The organism is Micromonospora sediminimaris (assembly GCF_016863575.1).
GTDB classification, from domain to species: domain Bacteria; phylum Actinomycetota; class Actinomycetes; order Mycobacteriales; family Micromonosporaceae; genus Micromonospora; species Micromonospora sediminimaris.
Genome location: NZ_BOPD01000042.1, coordinates 1 through 19092 on the forward strand (window position 1 = coordinate 1; position 19092 = coordinate 19092).

The following is a 19092-nucleotide window of genomic DNA, read 5'->3' on the forward strand; positions in this document are numbered from 1 at the left end:
AGTGGCGGTTCCGGCCAGATGATCGTCGGTCAGCAGTCCGGCCGGTGCCTGGACGTGCCGAACTCCAGCACCAGCAACGGCACCCAGATCCAGTTGTACGACTGCTGGGGTGGCTCGAACCAGCGGTTCACCCACACCTCGAGCAGGCAGCTCACGGTGAACGGCAAGTGCCTGGACGCCTCGAATTCGGGCACCAGCAACGGCACAGCGGTGATCATCTACGACTGCCACGGCGGTGCGAACCAGCAGTGGAACATGAACTCCAACGGCACGATCACCGGAGTGCAGTCGGGGTTGTGCCTCGACGCCGGTGGCAGCGGTAACGGCGCGAGAATCCAGCTGTACAGCTGCTGGGGTGGAGCAAACCAGCAGTGGAGCCGCCGCAACTGATCCATCGCAACTGATCCATCGGACAGGGGCCAGGCGCTCACGGGCCTGGCCCCTGTCTCCGCTCATCGTCATGGGCGTGGTGCGCCCGAGCGCTACGACTCGCGGCGATGGCGGGCGGGCGTTCAAGGGCCGGAGGCGATGCGGCTAGGCTGGGTCATTGTGCTCGTACTGGTGGTGGACAGCTCGACCCCGGCGGTGACCGCGGCGCTCGTCGAGGTCACCGCGAGTGGCGTCACGACCCGGGCGCACCGGTGCACCGTCGACGCGCGGGCGCACGGCGAACTGCTCGCCCCGCAGGTCGACGCGGTGCTCGCCGACGCGGACGCCCGTCCCGCCGACCTGCACGCGATCGTCGCCGGGCTCGGCCCCGGCCCGTTCACCGGGCTGCGGGTGGGCCTGGTCACCGCCGCCACCATGTCGCAGGTGCTCGGCATTCCCGCGTACGGTGTCTGCTCGCTCGACGCGATCGGGCACCCGGCGGCGGCCGGCGAGCCGGTGCTGGCGGCGAGCGACGCGCGCCGGCGGGAGATCTACTGGGCGGTCTACGACGGCGCGGGCGGGCGTCTCGTCGGGCCGGAGGTCGGCGCTCCGGCGGTGGCCGCCGATCGGGCCCGGGAACTGGGCGCGACCGCCGCCGTCGGTGACGGTGCCCATCGCTACGCCGAGGTGCTGGGCCTGCCGCTGCGGGCCGAACCCCGCTATCCGGACGCGGGCGCGCTGGCCACCCTGGCCGCCGAGCGGATCCGGGCCGGCGCGAGCGGTGACCCGCTCACCCCGCTCTACCTGCGCCGACCGGACGCGGTGGCCGCCACCGCGCGCAAGCCGGTGCTGCCGTGAGCCGGTTGCGGCCGGCCCGGTTCCGCTGGTGGCACATCGACGAGGTGCTGCCGATCGAGGCGGATCTCTTCGGTGCCGAGCAGTGGTCCGCGGCGATGTTCTGGAACGAGTTGTCCCACGGGCATTTCTACCGGGTGGTCACCGACGACGACGGCGGGGTGCTCGGCTACGCCGGGCTCGCCGTCGCACCGCCCGACGAGGCGTGGGTGCAGAACATCGCGGTCCGGCGGGAGGCGCAGCGCCGGGGGATCGGCAAACTGCTGCTGGAGGCGCTGCTCGCCGAGGCCGGTCGGCTCGGCGTACGCGCCGTGCTGCTGGAGGTCGCCGCCGACAACGCCCCGGCCCAACGGCTCTACGCGACGTACGGGTTCGAGCCGATCGGCGTACGGCGCGGCTACTACCAACCGAGCAACACCGACGCGCTGGTGATGCAGCGCACCCAGGACTGAGAAATCCATGGCTGACGAACCACTGATCCTCGGCATCGAGACCTCGTGCGACGAGACCGGCGTCGGTGTCGTACGCGGCCACACGTTGCTCGCCGACGCGCTCGCGTCCAGTGTGGACCAGCATGCCCGATTCGGTGGGGTGGTGCCGGAGGTGGCCAGCCGGGCGCACCTGGAGGCCATCGTGCCGACCATGCAGCGGGCACTCACCGAGGCTGGGGTGACGCTCGCCGACGTGGATGCGATCGCGGTCACCGCCGGGCCGGGCCTGGCCGGGGCGCTGCTGGTCGGGGTGGCCGCCGCCAAGGGGTACGCGATCGCCGCGGAGAAACCGGTCTACGGCGTCAACCATCTCGCCGCGCACGTCGCGGTGGACACGCTGGAGCACGGTCCGCTGCCCGAACCGGCGATCGCGCTGCTGGTCTCCGGTGGTCATTCGTCGCTGCTCCTGGTCGACGACCTGGCCCGGGGCGTGACCCCGTTGGGCGCCACCATCGACGATGCGGCCGGCGAGGCGTTCGACAAGGTGGCCCGCCTGCTCGGTCTGCCGTTCCCCGGTGGGCCGTACATCGACCGGGAGGCCCGGGCCGGTGACCCGGCGGCGATCGCCTTCCCGCGTGGACTGACCGCCGCCAAGGATCTCGTCGCGCACCGCCACGACTTCTCCTTCTCCGGGTTGAAGACCGCGGTGGCGCGGTGGGTGGAGGCTCGCCAGCGGGCCGGCGAACCGGTTCCGGTCGCGGACGTCGCCGCGTCCTTCCAGGAGGCGGTCTGCGACGTGCTGGTGAACAAGGCGCTGGACGCCTGCCGTAGCCGGGGCGTGCCGACCCTGGTGATCGGCGGGGGAGTGGCGGCCAACTCACGGTTGCGGGCGATGGCCGAGCAGCGGGCGGCCCGGCACGGCATCAGGGTCCGCGTGCCCCGGCCCGGCCTCTGCACGGACAACGGCGCGATGGTGGCGGCCCTCGGCTCGCACCTGGTCGCCTCGGGTGTCGCGCCCAGCCGGCTCGATCTGCCCGCGGATTCGGCCATGCCGCTGACCACTGTCGGCGTCTGAGGAGGACGGCGACGTGATCGTACGGATGTGGGAGGCGCGGGCGGAGCCGTACGCGCTCGCCGACCTGGTCACCTGGGTCTGCGACAGCGCGCTGCCCGAGTTCGAGCACGACCCGCTGCACGTGTCCAGCGAGGTCTTCTCCTCCACCGACCACCGGGTCGTGGTGATCTCCAAATGGCGCAGCAGCCCTCGACCGCTGCCCGACCCGCCGGTGATGCTGCTCGCCCGGCAGCCGCACTCCTGGGACTTCACCCAGGTCGACCGCTGAGGCCACCCAGGCCAGGGCGGGTCAGCGGATGGTCACCGTGGTGGTGGCGGTGGAACGGTCGATCTCGCTGGTCCGGGCGCTGACCCGCAACGTCCAGTCACCGGCGACCGGGAAGTGGATCTCGGCGCTGCCGTGGTGCGGTTCCAGCGCGAAGACCTCGACGGTGATCGGCTCGATGCCGGCCTCCGGCAGGGCGGCGGTGACCGTCCACTCCGCCACCGGCAACTCCTTCGCCTGCGGCGTGTAGACGTACGCGTGCAGGCTGTTCGCGGTGCCGGCGACCGCCGGGTAGATGTCGAACTGCAGGGTGAACAGGTCGGTGGTGAGCGACTGCGCGACACCCTCCCGGTTCACCCCGTCGGCCGCCGTACCGACGGAACGGCCCGGCGGTGTCTGCACCAGCACCGCCGTCAGCGCCAGCACCACCGCCGTCACGGCGAGTTCCACGCCGGCCGCCCGAGCGATCCAGCGGGGCCGGGTCGCAGCGACCCGCCGCCTGATCAACCGGCGTTGCCCGGCCGCCACCGCCAGCACCCCGGCCAGCAGTGCCGCCTTGGCCAGCAGCAGGCGGCCGTAGGTGCTGCCCCACAGAGCCGAGAGGCGGCCGAGTTCGATCACGGCCTGCCCGAGCCCGGCGGCGACCAGCCAGGCCACCGCGAGGGTGGCCAGCCGGGACCAGGCCGGCAGGATCCGGGCGAGCACCCGCTCGTGCGCGCCTCGCAGCAGGAACACGGTAAGCGCGAACAGTCCACCCAACCAGGCGGTCACCCCGGCGATGTGCAGGGTGCCCAGCGCGATGCTCACCGGCGGCAACGGCGAGGCGACCGGATGCCCGGCCAGTGGCCAGGTGACGAACCCGGCCAGGCCGATCGCCGCCAGTGCCGCACCGCGTACCCGGCTGGCGAGGCCCCGACCTGTTGACGAGCGCTCACCAGCGCCCCGCAGCACCGCCAGCAGCAGGGCCGCCGCCAAGCCGACCAGCGCCAGCCGGGCGGCCAGCACCACTCCGACGTCGCTGTCCGCCACGGCCCGCAGGTCGGCCGGGGAGAGCTGGCCGACCGGCGCGCCGACCACCTGGGCCGCCTGTCCGACCCAGGTGCCGAGCGTGCCGGCGGCGACGAGGCCGAGCCCGCACAGCGCGGTGGCCGTGGCAGCCCGACGGGAGCGACGGCGGGGCCACATGGTGGCCACGAGCAGCGGCGGGCCGACTGCCAGGAGCAGCCCGAGATACCCGAGGTACTTGGCGGCCGGCACCAGCACCCCGGCCGGTGACTCGGACTCCGCCAGGGCCGGCTCGGGCGGGGTCGCCGACGGTGCCCCGGCGGCGAAGGTGAAGCTGCCCGCGACCGGGTGACTGTCCGCCGAGATGACGCGGTAGCTGACCAGGTAGGTGCCGAGTGGACGGTCCGAGGGCCGCAGGGCGATCCGGATGGTCCGGTCCCGGACCTCAGGTTCGCCGACGTTTATCCGCTTGCCGTCCGGGGCGAGGACCTGCACCCGGCCGGGGACCACGGCGATGGTCTCGCTGAAGGTCACCAGCACCTCGCGCGGCGCGTACCCGAGCACCTCGTCGCGCTGCGGGGTGGTGGCTACCACCACGGCGTGCGCCGCCGCTGGGCCGGCGGGGCCCAGGGCGGCGCACAGTGCGGTGAGGACCAGCCCGAGCAGGGCAGCGGCTCGGGTACGAACGGTCATCGAAGCGGGTGGCAGCGGTCAGCTGCGACGGAACATGCGGTACGTGAGGAAGCCGCCGGTGCCGAGGGCACCGAGGAAGATCGCCCAGATGAGCGTGTTGCTGACCCCGATCTGCGGGCCGGTGTTGGCCTGCGCGGCGGCGAGCAGTCCGTCGTTGCCGGGGGCCGGCAGCGCGGCGGGCGGCAGTTCGGCGTACCGGACCAGGCCGGTGCTCTCCAACATCCGCATGTGGTCACCGACGAACGTGTTGGCCGAGTTGGCCAGGTCCCGGATCACCTCGTTGCGGGTGCTGGCCCGGACCGCGCCGATCACCGGGAAGATCTTGCCGTGGGCGACCCGGAGTCGGGTGACGAAGATCTGGTCGAAGCGGGCGCCACGGGCGTCCTTCATCTCGGTGAGCCAGCCCTGCTGCTCGGCGGTCGGCGCGTTGGGGATGACGGCGCTCAGCTTGTTGGCCGCCTCCACGGTGATCCGGTCGAGCTCCTCGTGCTGCCGGGCGATTTCGGCGCCCACCTCGCGGACCACCTGCGAGCTGCCCTTTTCGGCGGCCATCTGCCCGGCTGGCATCTCCCAGAGCCCGGCCAGCCGCACCCCGTCGAGCAGGGCCTGGTCGGCGGCGGCGAGTTGCTGAGCGGCGGGCGCGGCCAGGGCCACACCGGGCAGGACGACGAGGGCTGCGACGATCGTGGTGAGCAGCACCGCCAAGCGACGGGACCGGTTGCCCTGCCGGCGACGAGCGGAATCCAGCGGTGCCATGTCTGCGACGCCTCCTCGGACGAGAACGATCGTTGAGCGATGGACGTCCGCACCCCGTCGGCCGTCCGCAACCTGGTACGGATTGTTCGGCCGATCAGTTCATCGGTTGGCGAAACCGGCTCGCGAAATACGGAACTGGAGATCAGTTGACGTCGAGCGGGTCGGCCAGCAGCCGGTCGAAGGCGAGTTCGGCCGCGCCGACCAGGGGAGCGTCCTCACCGAGCTTCGGCGTACGCAACCGGACGTGCTCAAGGCAGGCCGGCAGCCCGTTGGAGTTGAGCCGGCTGCGCACCTGGGCGGCGGCGGCCAGATAGAGGTCGCGCATGGTGCCGCCGAAGATGACCATTTCCGGGTTGAAGATGTTGACCAGGTTGGCGACGCCGAAGCCGAGCCAGTCACCGGCCTGGCGTACCGCGATCTGGGCCTGGGCGTCGCCGCGGTCGGCGGCGTCGAAGACCGCCAGCATCGCCTCCCGGCCCCGGGCGTCGGAGCGACCGGCGGCCCGGAGCAGCCCGTGCTCGCCGATCTCGGTCTCCCAGCAGCCCCGGTTGCCGCACTCGCAGCGGGCCCCGTCGCGGACCACCACCATGTGCCCCACCTCGCCGCTGTAACCGCCGTGCCCGGTCAGCCGCCGGCCTGCGGCGATGATCCCGGCACCGACGCCGACGTCGCCGTAGAGGTAGATGACGTTGTCGCAGCCCGCCGCCGCGCCACGGGCGTGCTCGGCGAAGGCCGCCACGTCGGCCACGTTCCCGACGGTGACCGGCACGTCGACCCCGAGTTCGGTGCCGAGCGCGGTGCCGATCGGTTCGTCCACCCATCCGGTGGTGGGTCCGAGCCGGACCAGGCCGTCGTCGCGGCGGACCATCCCGCAGACCGCCACCCCGGCACCGACGCAGACGGCGTCCTCCGGCATCGCCTGCCGCATCTCCTTGACCGCGCCGGCCAGCAGTGGAGCGGCCTCCGCCGCGGTGAGACCGCGTGGGCGGTCCAGCTCCCGGCGGTCGAGCACCGCGCCGCCGAGCCCGACCCGCGCGGCCCGCAGCCGGTCCACCTCGATGCTGTACGCGTACGCGAAGACCCGGTCCGACTCGGGCCGGACGACAAGCGACGGTCGTCCGGCCCGGCCGGTTTCCTTCGGCGCCCCCTCAGTCACCAGGCCGGCCGCGGCGAGGTCGGCGGTGAGCGCGCCGATTGTGCTCCGGTTCAACCCCAGTGCGGTGGTCAGTTCCGCACGCGTGGTGGCACCGTGCACGTGCACGTAGCGCAACAGGGCACCGAGATTCTGCCGACGAATCTCGTCCTGGCTCGGTCCCACGCGCATCGGTTGTGACTACCTTCGGTGCAGCGGATCAGCGGCTGCCGCTGGCGGCGGCTCGTCGGCGCGACAGCGCGTCGACGCTGGCCGCCAGGAGCAGCACCACGCCGGTGACCACGTACTTGACGCCCGAGCTGTAACCCATCAGACCCATGCCGTTGTCGATCACCGCGACCACCGCGCCACCGAGCACCGCGTCCAGCACCCGGCCCTTGCCGCCGAAAAGGCTGGTGCCACCGATCACGGCCGCGCCCACGGCGTAGAGCAGCACGTTGCTGCCGCCGGTGTTCGGGTCGACGGAGTTGGCCCGGCTGGCGGCGACGATGCCGCCGACGGCGGCCATGGTGGAGCAGATGACGAAGACCGAGATGCGGATCCGGTCCACGTTGATGCCGGCCCGGCGAGCGGCTTCCTTGTTGCCGCCGACCGCGTAGATGTGCCGCCCGTAGCTGGTGCGATGGAGCACGAAGGTGCCGATGATGAGCAGCACGGCGATGATCGGCACCACGATCGGCACGCCCTTGAGCGAGCTGATCAGCACGTTGCGGCTGCGCTCCAGGTTGAGCATGTAGACCGCGAGGCCGAGGATGACGGCCAGCCCGCCGATCCGGGCGAGCACCACCGCCATCGGGTCGGTGACCAGGCCACGTGCGGCGCGGTTGCGGTAGCGCAGCAGCTGGACGGCGGCGTACCCGGCGACGGCCACGGCGGCGAGCGCCCAGCCGAGCAGCGGCGGCAGGTTGCGGTTGGCGATCGCCACCAGCACCGAGTCGCGCACCGAGATGTTGCGGCCTTCCTCCATCAGCAGCAGCACCACGCCCTGGAAGGCCAGGAAGCCGGCCAGGGTGACCACGAAGGACGGAATTCCGATCTTGGCGACCAGAAGGCCGAGGATCGTACCGATCACCATGCCGGTGAGCACGGCGGCGGCCACCGCGACGTACCAGGGATAGCCGAGCACGGTGACCACGTTTGCCAGCACCGCCGCGCAGACGCCGCTGGCGAAGCCGGCCGACAGGTCGATCTCACCCAGCAGCAGGACGAAGACCAGACCCATCGCGATCAGGGTGACCGCCGCGCCCTGGGTGAACAGGTTGGCGAAGTTCCCGGCGCTGAGGAACGAGGGCCGCAGGATCGAGAAGACCGTGCAGAGGACGAGCAGGCCGAGGACGGCGGGGAGGGCGCCGATGTCGCCACCGCGTACCCGTCGCCAGTAGTCGCGGACGTGGCTGCCGACGGAGGGCGTCGACGTGACTGCGGCCGGCCCCTCCTGCTTGACGGCGGTGGTGCTCATGAGACGCCTCCCGTGGTGCTGCCGGCCGGCGCCGCGCCGTTGCCGTTGGTGGCCGGTTCGCCGGTGAGTCCGAGCCCGCCGGAGCGACCGGCGGTGATCAGCTCGACCACCTGCGCATGAGTGATGTCGGTGGTCTTCACCTGAGCGACCATCTGGCCGAGGTAGAGCGCGGCGATCCGGTCGGAGACGGCGAAGACGTCGTTCATGTTGTGCGAGATGAGCACGACGGCCAGACCGTTGTCGGCCAGCCGGCGGACCAGTTCGAGCACCTGGGCGGTCTGCGCGACGCCGAGCGCGGCGGTCGGCTCGTCCAGGATCACCAGCTTGCTGTTCCAGAGCACGGCCTTGGCGATCGCCACCGTCTGACGCTGGCCGCCGGAGAGGCTGGAGACGAGCTGGCGCAGCGACTTGACGGTGCGTACGGAGAGCCCGGCGAGGGTGTCGGCCGCCATCTGTTCCATCGTCGGCTCGTCGAGGACGATGCCGCTGCGCTTCTCGCGGCCGAGGAACATGTTCTGCACGATGTCGAGGTTGTCGCAGAGCGCGAGGTCCTGGTAGACGACCTCGATGCCGAGCGCTGCGGCGTCGCGTGGGCTGTGGATGTTCACCGGCCGGCCGTCGAAGACGAACTGCCCGGCGTCGGTCGGGTAGATGCCGCTGATGCACTTGACCAGGGTCGACTTGCCGGCGCCGTTGTCACCGACGAGCGCGGTGACCTCGCCCGGGTAGGCGGCGAAGGCGACATCGCGTAGAACCTGGACGGGACCGAAACTCTTGTCGATCCCGCGTAGCTCCAGCAGAGGGGTCGCGGACACGGGGTTCTCCTTTGTCACGGAGGGAGATCGGGGCCCGTCCAGCGGCGGCACGCCGCCCGGCACGGGGTTACCGTGCCGGGCGGCGCCGCCTAGGCGGGTGAGGTCAGCTGATGCCCGCTTCGGTGCAGAGCGCGGCGAAGTTGCCGGTGCAGACCTCTTCCTTGGTCACGAAACCGTCGGCGATGACGTCCTTGACGTTCTCCTTGTAGATCGCCTGCGGGGTGAGCAGGACGGCGGGGACGTCACGGTTGCCCTCGGGGTCCTTGACGGTCTGGCCGGTCTCCTTGCGCTCGCCCTTGGCCAGCGCGATGGCCAGCTCGGCGGCGGCGTCGGCCTCCTGCTTGACGGCCTTGTAGACGGTCATGCACTGGTCACCGGCGAGGATGTTCTGCAGGCCCTGCGTGGTGGCGTCCTGGCCGGTCACCGGAACCTTGCCGTTGAGCTTGTTCTTCTTCAGCACCGAGATGGCGGCGTTGCCGAGGCCGTCGTTCGCGGCCAGCACGCCGTCGATCTTGCCGCCGGTCTGGGTGAGCATCTGCTCGAAGATCGTGGCGGCCTGGGCGTTGTCCCAGTCCGGCACGGACTGGTCCGGGCCCTTGACGTACTCGTTGGCGTCGAACTTGGGCTTGAGGATCGAGTCGTAGCCGTTCTTGAACAGGGTGGCGTTGTTGTCGGTCGGCGACCCGTTCAGGTACGCCACGACCGGCTTCTCCGCCTTCTGGTCGGTCAGGCACTTGGCCAGGCCCTCGCCCTGGAGCTTGCCGACGGCCTCGTTGTCGAAGCTGACGTAGTACTCCGCCGAGCCGCCGAGGGTGAGGCGGTCGTAGTCGATGGTGGCGACGCCCTGCGACTTGGCCTTGTCGAGGACGGCCTTGCCGGTGCCGGAGTCCAGGTTCACGATCATCAGCGCGGTGACGCCGCTCGTGATCATCTGGTCGGCGATGGTCTGGAACTGGGTCTTGTCGCCCTGCGCGTTCTGGATGTCGTATTCGACGCCGGCAGCTTCGAACGCGGCCTGGAGGAACTTGCGGTCAGCGCCCTCCCAACGGGCGGAGGACTTGCTGTCCGGCAGGATCACGCCGATCTTCGGGGTCACGTCGGAGCCGGCCTGGTCGCCGCCGGACTCGTCGCCACAGGCCGTCAGGCTGCCGAGGGCCAGCAGGCCCACGGTGCCGACGGCGAGGAAGCCCTTGCGCATGTGCAGGGTCCTTTCGAGGGTGGGGAAGGGTGTCGGTGTTTTGTTTTGTTGTGTCCGGCAACGTATTCCGCGCCACACGCCAGCACAAGGGTGGGCCGGTCACGAGTTTGTTGTCGGCGGTAACAATTCAGCAACGCCAGCGACACCTCGCCGCCACCGTGCCTGCGAGGACCCTGGTGTCCGGGTCGCCGGTCGGCGGATACGGGTCGGGTCAGGGGCGCGAAAGCGGGGCGAACCGGGCGTCGGTGAGGGCGGCCAGGTCGGCCGGGGCCAGCTCCACCTGGAGCCCCCGGCGGCCGGCCGAGACGTACACCGTCGGATGCTTCAGGGCGGAGACGTCGAGGACCGTGGGCAGCCGTCGCCGCTGGCCCAGTGGGCTGATCCCGCCGCGTACGTAACCGGTGGCCCGCTCGGCCGTCGCCCGCTCGGCCAACGTGGCCCGCTTGCCGCCCACGGCTGCCGCGAGCGCCTTGAGGTCGAGATCGCCGGTGACCGGCACCACCGCCACCGTCAGCGCCCCGTCGACCTCGGTGACCAGGGTCTTGAAGACGCGCTCCGGCGCCACCGCCAGGGCGGCGGCGACCAGCGCGCCATAGTTGGGCTCATCAGGCGAGACGTCGTACGGATGGGTGCGATGGTCGACCTTCCGCTTGGTCAGCAGCGCGGTCGCCGGGGTGCCACGTCCCGCCATGCCCGCCAACGTAAACCCGGGCCGCTGCCCGCAGGGCGCCAACATGCCGCAAGTCGCGCCTTCCGGCCGACGTTGAGGGCCCAGGATGCCGCAAGTCGTGACCGGCATGCCCGGCGAGAGGCCGGCCTGGGCCTCGGGCGGGCAGGTGGGGGCGGGGCGGAAGAATAGGCGGGTGGATCTGGAGCAGTTCGCCGCGTTGCGTACGCCCGAGGGGTCGGCCGCGCTCGACGCGGCGGCCGGGGTGGCCGGCGGTGATCCGCTGGCCGCGGCGGTGGCGCTGCGCTCTGCCGGGGTGCCCGGCGGGCTCGCGGCGGCGGCGCTGACCCAGGCCGAGCTGCGCCGCCGGGCGACCGGCAAGTTCGGGCCGGCGGCGGCCGGCATGTTCTTCACCCGGCCGGGGCTGGAACAGGCCACCCGGCGGGTCGTCGCCGACCGGCGGGCCCGGCGGCTGCGCGCCGCCGGGGTGCGCACACTTGCCGACCTGGGCTGCGGGCTGGGCGCCGACGCGCTCGCCGCCGCCCGCGCCGGCATCCGGGTGTACGCGGTGGAAGCCGACCCGCTCACCGCTGCGCTGGCCGAGGCGAACGTCCAGGCCGCTGGGCTGGCCGACCTGGTCACCGTCGAGTGTGGCGACGCGACGGCGTTCGACGTGACAGGGGTCGAGGCGGTCTTCTGCGACCCGGCCCGACGCCGAGCCGGCACCGGTCGCCGGATCTTCGACCCGAACTCGTACTCGCCGCCGTGGGACTTCGTGACCGGCCTGGCCGACCGGGTGCCGCGCACGGTGGTGAAGGTCGCGCCGGGGATCGACCACGCGCTGATCCCGCCCGGCGCGGAGGCGGAGTGGGTGAGCGTGGAAGGCGACCTGGTCGAGGCAGCCCTCTGGTGCGGCGAACTGGCCGAGGTCTCCCGCCGCGCGACCGTGCTGACCGGCGAGTCGGTGCACCAGCTCGCGGGGTCGGGCACCCACGAGGCGCCGGTCGGGGCGGTGCGGCGCTTCGTGTACGACCCCGATCCGGCGGTGGTGCGCGCACACCTGATCGCCGAGTTGGCTGCCGACCTGGACGCCACCCTCGCCGACCCGACCATCGCCTACCTCTACGCCGACACGGCCCGGCGCACGCCGTACGCCCGCTGCCTGGAAGTGACCGACGTGCTGCCGTTCTCCCTCAAGCGGCTGCGGGCGCTGCTGCGGGAACGGCGGGTCGGCCGGGTGGAGATCCTCAAGCGCGGCTCCGCGCTGGAGCCCGAGCGGCTCCGGCGCGACCTGCGGCTAAGCGGCGACCAGCCGGCGAGCCTGGTGCTCACCCGGGTCGCCACCGCCCCGACGGTCCTGGTCTGCCGCCCGGTGGCCTGAACCCCGCCCCGCTGGCCGGGCCGCTCATGTGCAGCCGGCGGGCGCGGGTTGCGGCATCCTGGGCTGTCAGCTCGGCGGGAGGCCGCGTCATGCCGCAACTCGCGGACCCCAGCGCGGGAGGGCGCGCGACCGCATGGCGAGCCCAGCCGGGGTGGGGACGGGGGCCGGGTCGGCGCAGAAGGGGGAGCGCCGGGTCGGGGTTGGTCAGCGGGTGGGGGCGTGGGGGGCGATGAAGGCGCGCCAGGCAGCGGGGGTGAAGGCGAGCGCCGGGCCGGCCGGGTCCTTGCTGTCGCGTACGGCGACCACGCCGGGCAGGTTGTCGGCGACCTCGACGCAGGCGCCGCCGTTGCTGTTGCTGCGGGAGGACTTGCGCCAGGCGGCACGGGTCAGGTCCATGACTTCGCCACTTCCTCGATCAGGCGGGCGGACTGCCGGTGTGGCAGCGCCTCACCGGCCACAGTCTCCCAGTGTCGCCCCAGGGCGGCAAGGTCGTTCGGGCTGTCCACTGTGTGCCCCCGGAGCTGGTTGTCCAGGTGCGCCACCTCGGTGCCGTCGGCCAGCCGGGCCAACACGAAGGGGCCGTTGAGTCCGACGTACCACGGGGTCTCGGCCGGGATGATCCGCACCTGGACATGCGGGCGGTCACTGACGGCCAGCAGGTGTTCCAGTTGCTCGCGCATGGTCGCGCGCTCGCCGACCTGCCGGCGCAACACCTGCTCGTCGAGCACCGCCACGAGCTGCGGGGGCTCCTCGCGGGCGAGCACCTCCTGCCGGGCCATCCGGGCCAGCACCCGCTTCTCGATCTGCTCGTCGGTAAGCGGTGGACCGGCCCGGAGCATCGCCCGCGCGTACGCCTCGGTCTGGAGCAGGCCCGGCACCACCGCCGGGTCGTACCAGCGCAGCGCGACCGCCTCCCGCTCGATCTCGCCCCACGGCCGGAACCAGTCCGGCTCGGCGTGCAGCCGGATCAGCTCCAGCATCCCGACGAAGAGGCCACCGGTCTCCAGCACCTTGTCGAACCGGGCCAGGTAGTCGGCGCTGAGCTGGTTCGGGCCGATCTCCATCGCGCTCACTGCCGAGGTCGAGTAGTTGATCATCTTGCTCAGCTCCTCCTGGCTGAGCCCGCGCACCTTGCGCGCCCGGCGCAACTGGTCGCGCAGGAACCCCAGGGTTGGTACGTCCGCCATGTGTCTGCCCTCCGTGACGTGGTCGCGCCGGAGAGTAAGGGGCGGTCGTTGGGCGGGGAAGAGACTGTCGGCGTGTTGCGGTAAACGCTGGCGAACGACGCCGGAAGAGTGGGTAAAAAGTGGCGGAGGGGCGGCGACACGAGGGTGGCGGATTGGCACTCTCCTTGACGGAGTGCTAGCCGAGGAATAACCTGCGATTAGCACTCTCACCCTGAGGGTGCCAACCTTCGGGCCCTGGTGTCCGGGGGTTGAACGCCAGGCGGACCGGCACCCGCGACGACGGCCCCGCCCGGTGGCATGTGGCAGATTGACGCCGGTCGGCATGCCGATCGGCAACGAAACCAAGTACCCCAGGAGGGTATGCCCGTGACTACCGCGACCAAGGTTGCGATCAAGCCGCTCGAGGACCGCATCGTGGTCCAGGCGAACGAGGCCGAGACCACCACCGCCTCGGGCATCGTGATCCCCGACACCGCCAAGGAGAAGCCGCAGGAGGGCACCGTCCTCGCTGTCGGCCCGGGCCGGATCGACGACAAGGGCAACCGCGTGCCGATCGACGTCTCCGTCGGCGACACCGTTCTCTACTCGAAGTACGGCGGCACCGAGGTCAAGTACGCCGGCGAGGAGTACCTGGTGCTCTCCGCCCGCGACGTCCTCGCGGTCATCGAGAAGTAAGTAAGACAGACCGATCAGTGTCGTTGCCCCGGTCCGGCTCGCCGGGCCGGGGCGACGTCGCTTCGAAGGGACATTCATGGCGAAGATCCTGAGCTTCTCGGACGACGCCCGGCACCTGCTGGAGCACGGTGTCAACGCGCTCGCTGACGCGGTCAAGGTCACCCTCGGGCCGCGCGGGCGCAACGTCGTCCTCGACAAGAAATTCGGTGCGCCGACGATCACCAACGATGGCGTGACCATCGCCAAGGAGATCGAGCTCACCAACCCGTACGAGAACCTCGGCGCGCAACTGGTCAAGGAGGTGGCGACCAAGACCAACGACGTCGCCGGCGACGGGACCACCACCGCGACCGTGCTCGCCCAGGCCATGGTCCGCGAGGGCCTGCGCAACGTCACCGCGGGCGCCAACCCGGCCGGCCTCAAGCGGGGCATCGACGCCGCTGCCACCAAGGTCTCCGAGGCGCTGCTCGGCAAGGCCGTCGAGGTCTCCGACAAGAAGTCGGTCGCGCACGTGGCGACGATCTCGGCGCAGGACGCCACCATCGGCGAGCTGATCGCCGAGGCGATGGAGAAGGTCGGCCGCGACGGTGTGATCACCGTCGAGGAAGGCTCCGCCCTGCACACCGAGCTGGACGTCACCGAGGGCCTCCAGTTCGACAAGGGCTTCATCTCGCCGAACTTCGTCACCGACGCGGAGTCGCAGGAGTCCGTCCTGGAGGACGCGTACATCCTGATCACCACGCAGAAGATCTCCGCGATCGAGGAGCTGCTGCCGCTGCTGGAGAAGGTTCTCCAGAACAACAAGCCGCTGCTCATCATCGCCGAGGACGTCGAGGGTCAGGCGCTGTCCACCCTGGTGGTCAACGCCATCCGCAAGACCATCAAGGTCTGCGCGGTCAAGGCGCCCGGTTTCGGCGACCGCCGCAAGGCGATGCTCCAGGACATGGCGATCCTCACCGGCGCCGAGCTGGTCGCCCCGGAACTGGGTTACAAGCTCGACCAGGTCGGCCTGGAGGTGCTGGGCAGCGCCCGGCGCATCGTGGTCGACAAGGAGAACACCACGATCGTCGAGGGCGGCGGCCAGGCCAGCGAGGTGACCGACCGGGTCGCGCAGATCCGCAAGGAGATCGAGGCCTCGGACTCCGAGTGGGACCGGGAGAAGCTCGCCGAGCGGCTGGCCAAGCTCTCCGGCGGTGTCGCGGTGGTCAAGGTCGGCGCGGCCACCGAGGTCGAGATGAAGGAGCGCAAGCACCGCATCGAGGACGCCATCGCCGCGACCAAGGCCGCGGTCGAGGAGGGTACGGTGCCCGGCGGAGGCGCCGCCCTGGCGCAGATCCTGTCGGTGCTCGACGACGACCTCGGCTTCACCGGCGACGAGAAGGTCGGCGTGTCGATCGTGCGTAAGGCGCTTGTCGAGCCGCTGCGCTGGATCGCCCAGAACGCCGGCCACGACGGCTACGTCGTCGTGCAGAAGGTCGCCGGCAGCGACTGGGGCCACGGCCTCGACGCCGCCGTCGGCGAGTACGTCGACCTGACCAAGGCCGGCATCATCGACCCGGTCAAGGTGACCCGCAACGCGGTGACCAACGCCGCGTCGATCGCCGGTCTGCTGCTCACCACCGAGAGCCTCGTGGTGGAGAAGCCGGCTGAGCCGGAGCCCGCCTCGGGTGGCCACGGCCACTCGCATGGCCACGGTCACAGCCACCAGCACGGCCCGGGCTTCTGAGCCTGCCGTACGCCGGACGTGGGGCGCACCGTCGACGACGGTGCGCCCCACGCGCGTGAGTGGGACGGTCATGCGCCGGAGCCGGCGGCGGAGGCGGACCCCTCGGGACGTCGGACCCGGTTCCGGGCCGGTGCGCGGTGACGAGAGGTTACGGAACGCCGACGGCGCTACCGGACCGGTGCCCGGTGGGAAACACTGGGCGGGTGAGCAGCACGACACCCCGGTTCGCGGCCCTGGCCGGCATCGCCGCCGCTGCGACGGCCATCGGCACCGCCGAAGTGGTTGCCGCCCTGACCGGCCCCCGGTCGTCCCCGCTCGTCGCGGTCGGCGGTCTCGTCGTGGACACCGCCCCCGAGCCGGTCAAGCGGTTCGGCATCGAGGTCTTCGGCACGTACGACAAGATCGCCCTGCTGGTCGGCACGGCGCTGCTGCTCGGCGGCTTCGCCGCCCTGATCGGCATGCTGGCCGCCCGGCGGCTGACGGTGGGCCTGGCCGGCATCGTCGTCTTCGGCGGGATCGGCGCGGCGGCGGCCCTGACCCGGGCCGGCGCGGACGCCGCCGACGTGCTCCCGTCGCTGCTCGGAGCGGCGGTCGGCGGGGTGGCGCTGTGGGCGTTCGTCGCCGGCCCGCTGGAACTCGACCCCTGGCCCTGGTCCCCACCGACGCCAGCCGGCAGTCCGTCGGTCCCGGGAAGCCCGCCGGCCGCCGGCGGCCCATCGGGCCCCGCAGGTCCGGGGCGGGGGGTCGACCCGGACTCGCGGCGGCGGTTCCTCACCGGGGTCGGGACCGTGCTCGGGGTGGCTGCCGTCGGGGGAGTGGCGGGGCGGTGGTTGGCCGGCCGTCAGGGCGTGTCGGCCGCCCGCGAGGCGATCACGCTGCCGGCCCCGGTCTCCGCCGCACCGCCGGTGCCGGCCGGCGCTGACCTGGCCCAGCCCGGGCTGGCCAGTTACGTCACGTCGAACCGCGGCTTCTACCGGATCGACACCGCGCTCGTGGTGCCGCAGGTCGATCCCGCGACCTGGCAGTTGCGCATTCACGGCCGGGTCCGCAACCCGGTCACGCTGAGCTACGCCGATCTGCTCGCCCGGCCCATGGTGGAGCGGTACGTCACGCTGGCCTGCGTCTCCAACGAGGTCGGCGGCGACCTGATCGGCAACGCGCGCTGGCTCGGCGTGCCGATCCGGGATCTGCTCGACGAGGTGGGGCCGTTGGACGGCGCCGACCAGGTGGTCGGGCGTTCGGTCGACGGTTGGACCTGCGGCACCCCGACGGCCGCGCTGCGCGACGGGCGGGACGCGCTGCTCGCGGTCGGCATGAACGGCGAGCCACTGCCGGTGCAGCACGGCTTCCCGGTCCGGATGGTGGTGCCGGGCCTGTACGGCTACGTGTCGGCCTGCAAGTGGATCACCGAGCTGGAGCTGACCAGCTTCGCGGACTTCGACGCGTACTGGGTGCCCCGGGGGTGGTCGGCGCAGGGTCCGATCAAGACGCAGTCGCGGATCGACACGCCCCGCCCGCGCAACCGACCGGCCGCCGGCCCGGTCACGGTCGCGGGCGTCGCCTGGGCGCAGCACCGGGGCATCGACCGTGTCGAGGTACGCGTCGACGAAGGGCCCTGGCAGCAGGCCCAACTGGCGCCGACCGTCTCGGTGGACACCTGGGTGCAGTGGTCGTGGCAGTGGCCGGCGACCCCGGGCGAGCACACCCTCCAGGTGCGGGCGACGGACAGCACCGGCGAGACCCAGACCGCCCAACGGCAGGACGTCGCCCCCGACGGTGCGACCGGCTGGCACTCCGTCACACTCACCGTCACCTGATAGGTCCCGCGGTGCCGGCGCTCCGGTACCGGCCGGGAGTGGCGGGAGTGTGCGGACAGCGCGACGCCGCGTCCCTCTGGTCGGGACGCGGCGTCGGTGGTGCGGGTCTGGTCAGGCGACGTTGCGCTGGATGGGCACCGTCGACCGGTGCGAGCTGCCCAGCCGGGCCTCCAGGCGGTTGATGTCGACGCGGGTCTGGCGGCGGTCGGCGAGATCCTCCCAGCCGACCGCGAGCAGTCGCAGCCGCTCGGACTCGCTGAAGCCACCCCAGACGCCGTACGGCTCGCGTACCGCCAGGGCGTGCGCGGCACACTCGGCGCGGACCGGGCAGGCACGGCAGACGGCCTTGGCGGAGGATTCCCGGCGGAGCCGGGACGAGCCGCGCTCACCGTCGGGATGGAAGAACTGGGCGCTGTCGCGGCCCCGGCAGGCACCGAGCCGCTGCCAGTCCCAGAGGTCGATGATGGGTCCGGGCAGTCTACGTACGTTCGACATCAGCACCCCTCCTCTCGCGCGGCACCGCGAGACAGCTTGTGGCCGGTTGTCCGGGCGGCGGGCCGCGCAGGCGCACCGTTCCCGGCCTGGCCACTCCCTACCCGGGCGCCTCTCGCCTCACACGTCTTTGATCCAAAACATCTGGCAGATTGCGGCATATGCCCTATCTGTCGGAAAAGTTGGGAGGATTGCCCGGAACCTCCTCCCGACCGGGGCTGGTCATGGTCTGCTCGTCAGCGGAGAGGAGATGCCTGTGCGTACCGTTCTCGTGTGCGTTCGAACGCCGCTCGCGGCGCAGCACCTGACCTCCGCGGCAGCGCGGTTGGGATTGTCGGGTGCCGTCCGGACGGCGGTCTCCGACCCCGAGGTGATGTTGCGGTTGGCCGAACGTCCGGCCGATGTGGTGCTCGCCGACACCGCGCTCACCCGCCCCGACAGCGTCGGCTTCGTCCGCCGGGTGCTGGCCCGTGCTCCGCAGGCCGCTGTCCTGCTGCTCGGCGCCGAGGAGTCCGAGGCGGCGGCGGCGACCATCGGTGCCGGGGCCCGCGGGCTGATCCAGGGGGTCGACCAGGATCTGACCAGCGCCGTCGCCAAGGCGCTGCTGCTGCTGGCCGCGCCCGGTCGGACCAACCGGCACCGGATCGCTGATCCGGCCCGGGACGCCGCGGCGGTCGGCAGCCCGGCCCGGCCGGCCCCCGGTGGTCGTACCGGCGGCGAGGCGCCCACCGCCTGGCCGGGCACGGACGCGGCGGGCGGCCCGGCGGTGGTGCCGGTGCAGCGTGGCGACGACCCCGCCGAACCGGGTGCCGAGCCCGAACCGGGCAAGCCCACGTCGCCACCCAGAACCGACAGGTCCGCGATCGGCCTCACCGAGCGGGAGCTACAGGTGCTGCTCGGCATGGCCGAGGGCAAGAGCAACGCCGAGATCGGCCGGGAACTGTTCGTCTCCGAGGACACCGTGAAGACCCACGCCCGCCGGCTGTTCCGCAAGCTCGGTGCCCGCGATCGGGCGCACGCCGTGGCCGCCGGATTCCGGGCCGGTCTGGTCGCGTAGCAACCCGGCCGGCTCG

At 72.0% G+C, this 19092-nt stretch carries 20 protein-coding genes; 10 read left to right on the top strand and 10 right to left on the bottom strand.

Translation table 11 applies throughout. The features are described from left to right. The 5 genes from Vse01_RS26175 to Vse01_RS26195 form a co-directional block, all read left to right on the top strand. A partial coding sequence (locus tag Vse01_RS26175) for an RICIN domain-containing protein (protein ID WP_204019266.1) occupies positions 1 to 390 on the top strand: 390 nt, incomplete at its 5' end. Positions 391 to 549: 159 nt separating this feature from the next. After that, entirely contained in the window at positions 550 to 1227 is a 678-nt protein-coding gene (gene tsaB / locus Vse01_RS26180) for a tRNA (adenosine(37)-N6)-threonylcarbamoyltransferase complex dimerization subunit type 1 TsaB (RefSeq protein WP_093405451.1), read from the top strand. 5 nt (positions 1228 to 1232) lie between these two features. Continuing rightward, a complete protein-coding gene (gene rimI / locus Vse01_RS26185) occupies positions 1233 to 1676 on the top strand; it encodes a ribosomal protein S18-alanine N-acetyltransferase (RefSeq protein ID WP_093405449.1) in 444 nt (147 codons plus the stop codon). 7 nt (positions 1677 to 1683) lie between these two features. Then, on the top strand, positions 1684 to 2730 hold the full coding sequence (gene tsaD, locus Vse01_RS26190) for a tRNA (adenosine(37)-N6)-threonylcarbamoyltransferase complex transferase subunit TsaD (RefSeq protein WP_093404896.1): 1047 nt from the start codon (positions 1684 to 1686) through the stop codon (positions 2728 to 2730). Positions 2731 to 2743: 13 nt separating this feature from the next. Then, positions 2744 to 2998, top strand: a complete 255-nt coding sequence (locus Vse01_RS26195; protein WP_093404899.1) for a hypothetical protein — start codon at positions 2744 to 2746, stop codon at positions 2996 to 2998. Between the two features lie 21 nt (positions 2999 to 3019). Here the strand turns inward: Vse01_RS26195 and Vse01_RS26200 are convergent, their stop codons facing one another. The 7 genes from Vse01_RS26200 to ybaK all read right to left on the bottom strand — a co-directional run bounded on the left by Vse01_RS26200 (position 3020) and on the right by ybaK (position 10765). Beyond that, entirely contained in the window at positions 3020 to 4693 is a 1674-nt protein-coding gene (locus Vse01_RS26200; RefSeq protein ID WP_093404901.1) for a copper resistance CopC/CopD family protein, read from the bottom strand. 18 nt (positions 4694 to 4711) lie between these two features. Beyond that, positions 4712 to 5449, bottom strand: coding sequence for a DUF4142 domain-containing protein (locus Vse01_RS26205; protein ID WP_093404904.1), 738 nt, complete (start codon positions 5447 to 5449; stop codon positions 4712 to 4714). 142 nt (positions 5450 to 5591) lie between these two features. Beyond that, positions 5592 to 6773, bottom strand: a complete 1182-nt coding sequence (locus Vse01_RS26210; RefSeq protein WP_093404906.1) for an ROK family transcriptional regulator — start codon at positions 6771 to 6773, stop codon at positions 5592 to 5594. Positions 6774 to 6801: 28 nt separating this feature from the next. Further along, complete coding sequence (locus tag Vse01_RS26215; protein WP_093404909.1) at positions 6802 to 8061, bottom strand: sugar ABC transporter permease; 1260 nt, start codon at positions 8059 to 8061, stop codon at positions 6802 to 6804. Next, positions 8058 to 8876, bottom strand: coding sequence for an ATP-binding cassette domain-containing protein (locus Vse01_RS26220; RefSeq protein WP_093404911.1), 819 nt, complete (start codon positions 8874 to 8876; stop codon positions 8058 to 8060). Before Vse01_RS26220 ends, Vse01_RS26215 begins: the two co-directional genes overlap by 4 nt. 103 nt (positions 8877 to 8979) lie before the next feature. Next, positions 8980 to 10074 carry a sugar ABC transporter substrate-binding protein gene (locus Vse01_RS26225; RefSeq protein WP_093404913.1) on the bottom strand — a complete coding sequence of 365 codons (1095 nt, stop codon included), beginning with the start codon at positions 10072 to 10074 and terminating at the stop codon, positions 8980 to 8982. Between the two features lie 211 nt (positions 10075 to 10285). After that, a complete protein-coding gene (ybaK, locus tag Vse01_RS26230) occupies positions 10286 to 10765 on the bottom strand; it encodes a Cys-tRNA(Pro) deacylase (RefSeq protein WP_093404915.1) in 480 nt (159 codons plus the stop codon). Between the two features lie 172 nt (positions 10766 to 10937). Here ybaK and Vse01_RS26235 point away from each other — a divergent pair, with 172 nt between their 5' ends. Further along, positions 10938 to 12122 (top strand): THUMP-like domain-containing protein, encoded by a 1185-nt coding sequence (locus Vse01_RS26235; RefSeq protein ID WP_093404918.1) that lies wholly within the window; start codon positions 10938 to 10940, stop codon positions 12120 to 12122. A gap of 204 nt (positions 12123 to 12326) precedes the next feature. On the opposite strand, the gene Vse01_RS26240 is transcribed toward Vse01_RS26235, so the two are convergent. Together Vse01_RS26240 and Vse01_RS26245 are read right to left on the bottom strand one after the other, a co-directional pair. Next, positions 12327 to 12518, bottom strand: a complete 192-nt coding sequence (locus Vse01_RS26240; protein ID WP_093404920.1) for a DUF397 domain-containing protein — start codon at positions 12516 to 12518, stop codon at positions 12327 to 12329. Next, positions 12509 to 13309 carry a helix-turn-helix domain-containing protein gene (locus tag Vse01_RS26245; protein ID WP_093404923.1) on the bottom strand — a complete coding sequence of 267 codons (801 nt, stop codon included), beginning with the start codon at positions 13307 to 13309 and terminating at the stop codon, positions 12509 to 12511. The genes Vse01_RS26240 and Vse01_RS26245 overlap by 10 nt, the downstream gene beginning before the upstream one ends. A 366-nt stretch (positions 13310 to 13675) precedes the next feature. Between Vse01_RS26245 and groES the strand changes: the two genes are divergently transcribed. The 3 genes from groES to Vse01_RS26260 all read left to right on the top strand — a co-directional run bounded on the left by groES (position 13676) and on the right by Vse01_RS26260 (position 17527). Further along, positions 13676 to 13984 (top strand): co-chaperone GroES, encoded by a 309-nt coding sequence (gene groES / locus Vse01_RS26250; RefSeq protein WP_498070723.1) that lies wholly within the window; start codon positions 13676 to 13678, stop codon positions 13982 to 13984. Positions 13985 to 14060: 76 nt separating this feature from the next. Further along, positions 14061 to 15710, top strand: a complete 1650-nt coding sequence (gene groL, locus Vse01_RS26255; RefSeq protein ID WP_093404925.1) for a chaperonin GroEL — start codon at positions 14061 to 14063, stop codon at positions 15708 to 15710. 203 nt (positions 15711 to 15913) lie between these two features. Continuing rightward, positions 15914 to 17527, top strand: coding sequence for a sulfite oxidase (locus Vse01_RS26260; protein ID WP_093404928.1), 1614 nt, complete (start codon positions 15914 to 15916; stop codon positions 17525 to 17527). A 111-nt stretch (positions 17528 to 17638) separates the two neighbouring features. Here the strand turns inward: Vse01_RS26260 and Vse01_RS26265 are convergent, their stop codons facing one another. Continuing rightward, entirely contained in the window at positions 17639 to 18022 is a 384-nt protein-coding gene (locus Vse01_RS26265; RefSeq protein ID WP_093405453.1) for a WhiB family transcriptional regulator, read from the bottom strand. A 253-nt stretch (positions 18023 to 18275) separates the two neighbouring features. On the opposite strand from Vse01_RS26265, the gene Vse01_RS26270 reads away from it, so the two are divergent. Next, positions 18276 to 19076 carry a helix-turn-helix transcriptional regulator gene (locus Vse01_RS26270; RefSeq protein ID WP_093404930.1) on the top strand — a complete coding sequence of 267 codons (801 nt, stop codon included), beginning with the start codon at positions 18276 to 18278 and terminating at the stop codon, positions 19074 to 19076. Positions 19077 to 19092: the final 16 nt, after the last annotated feature.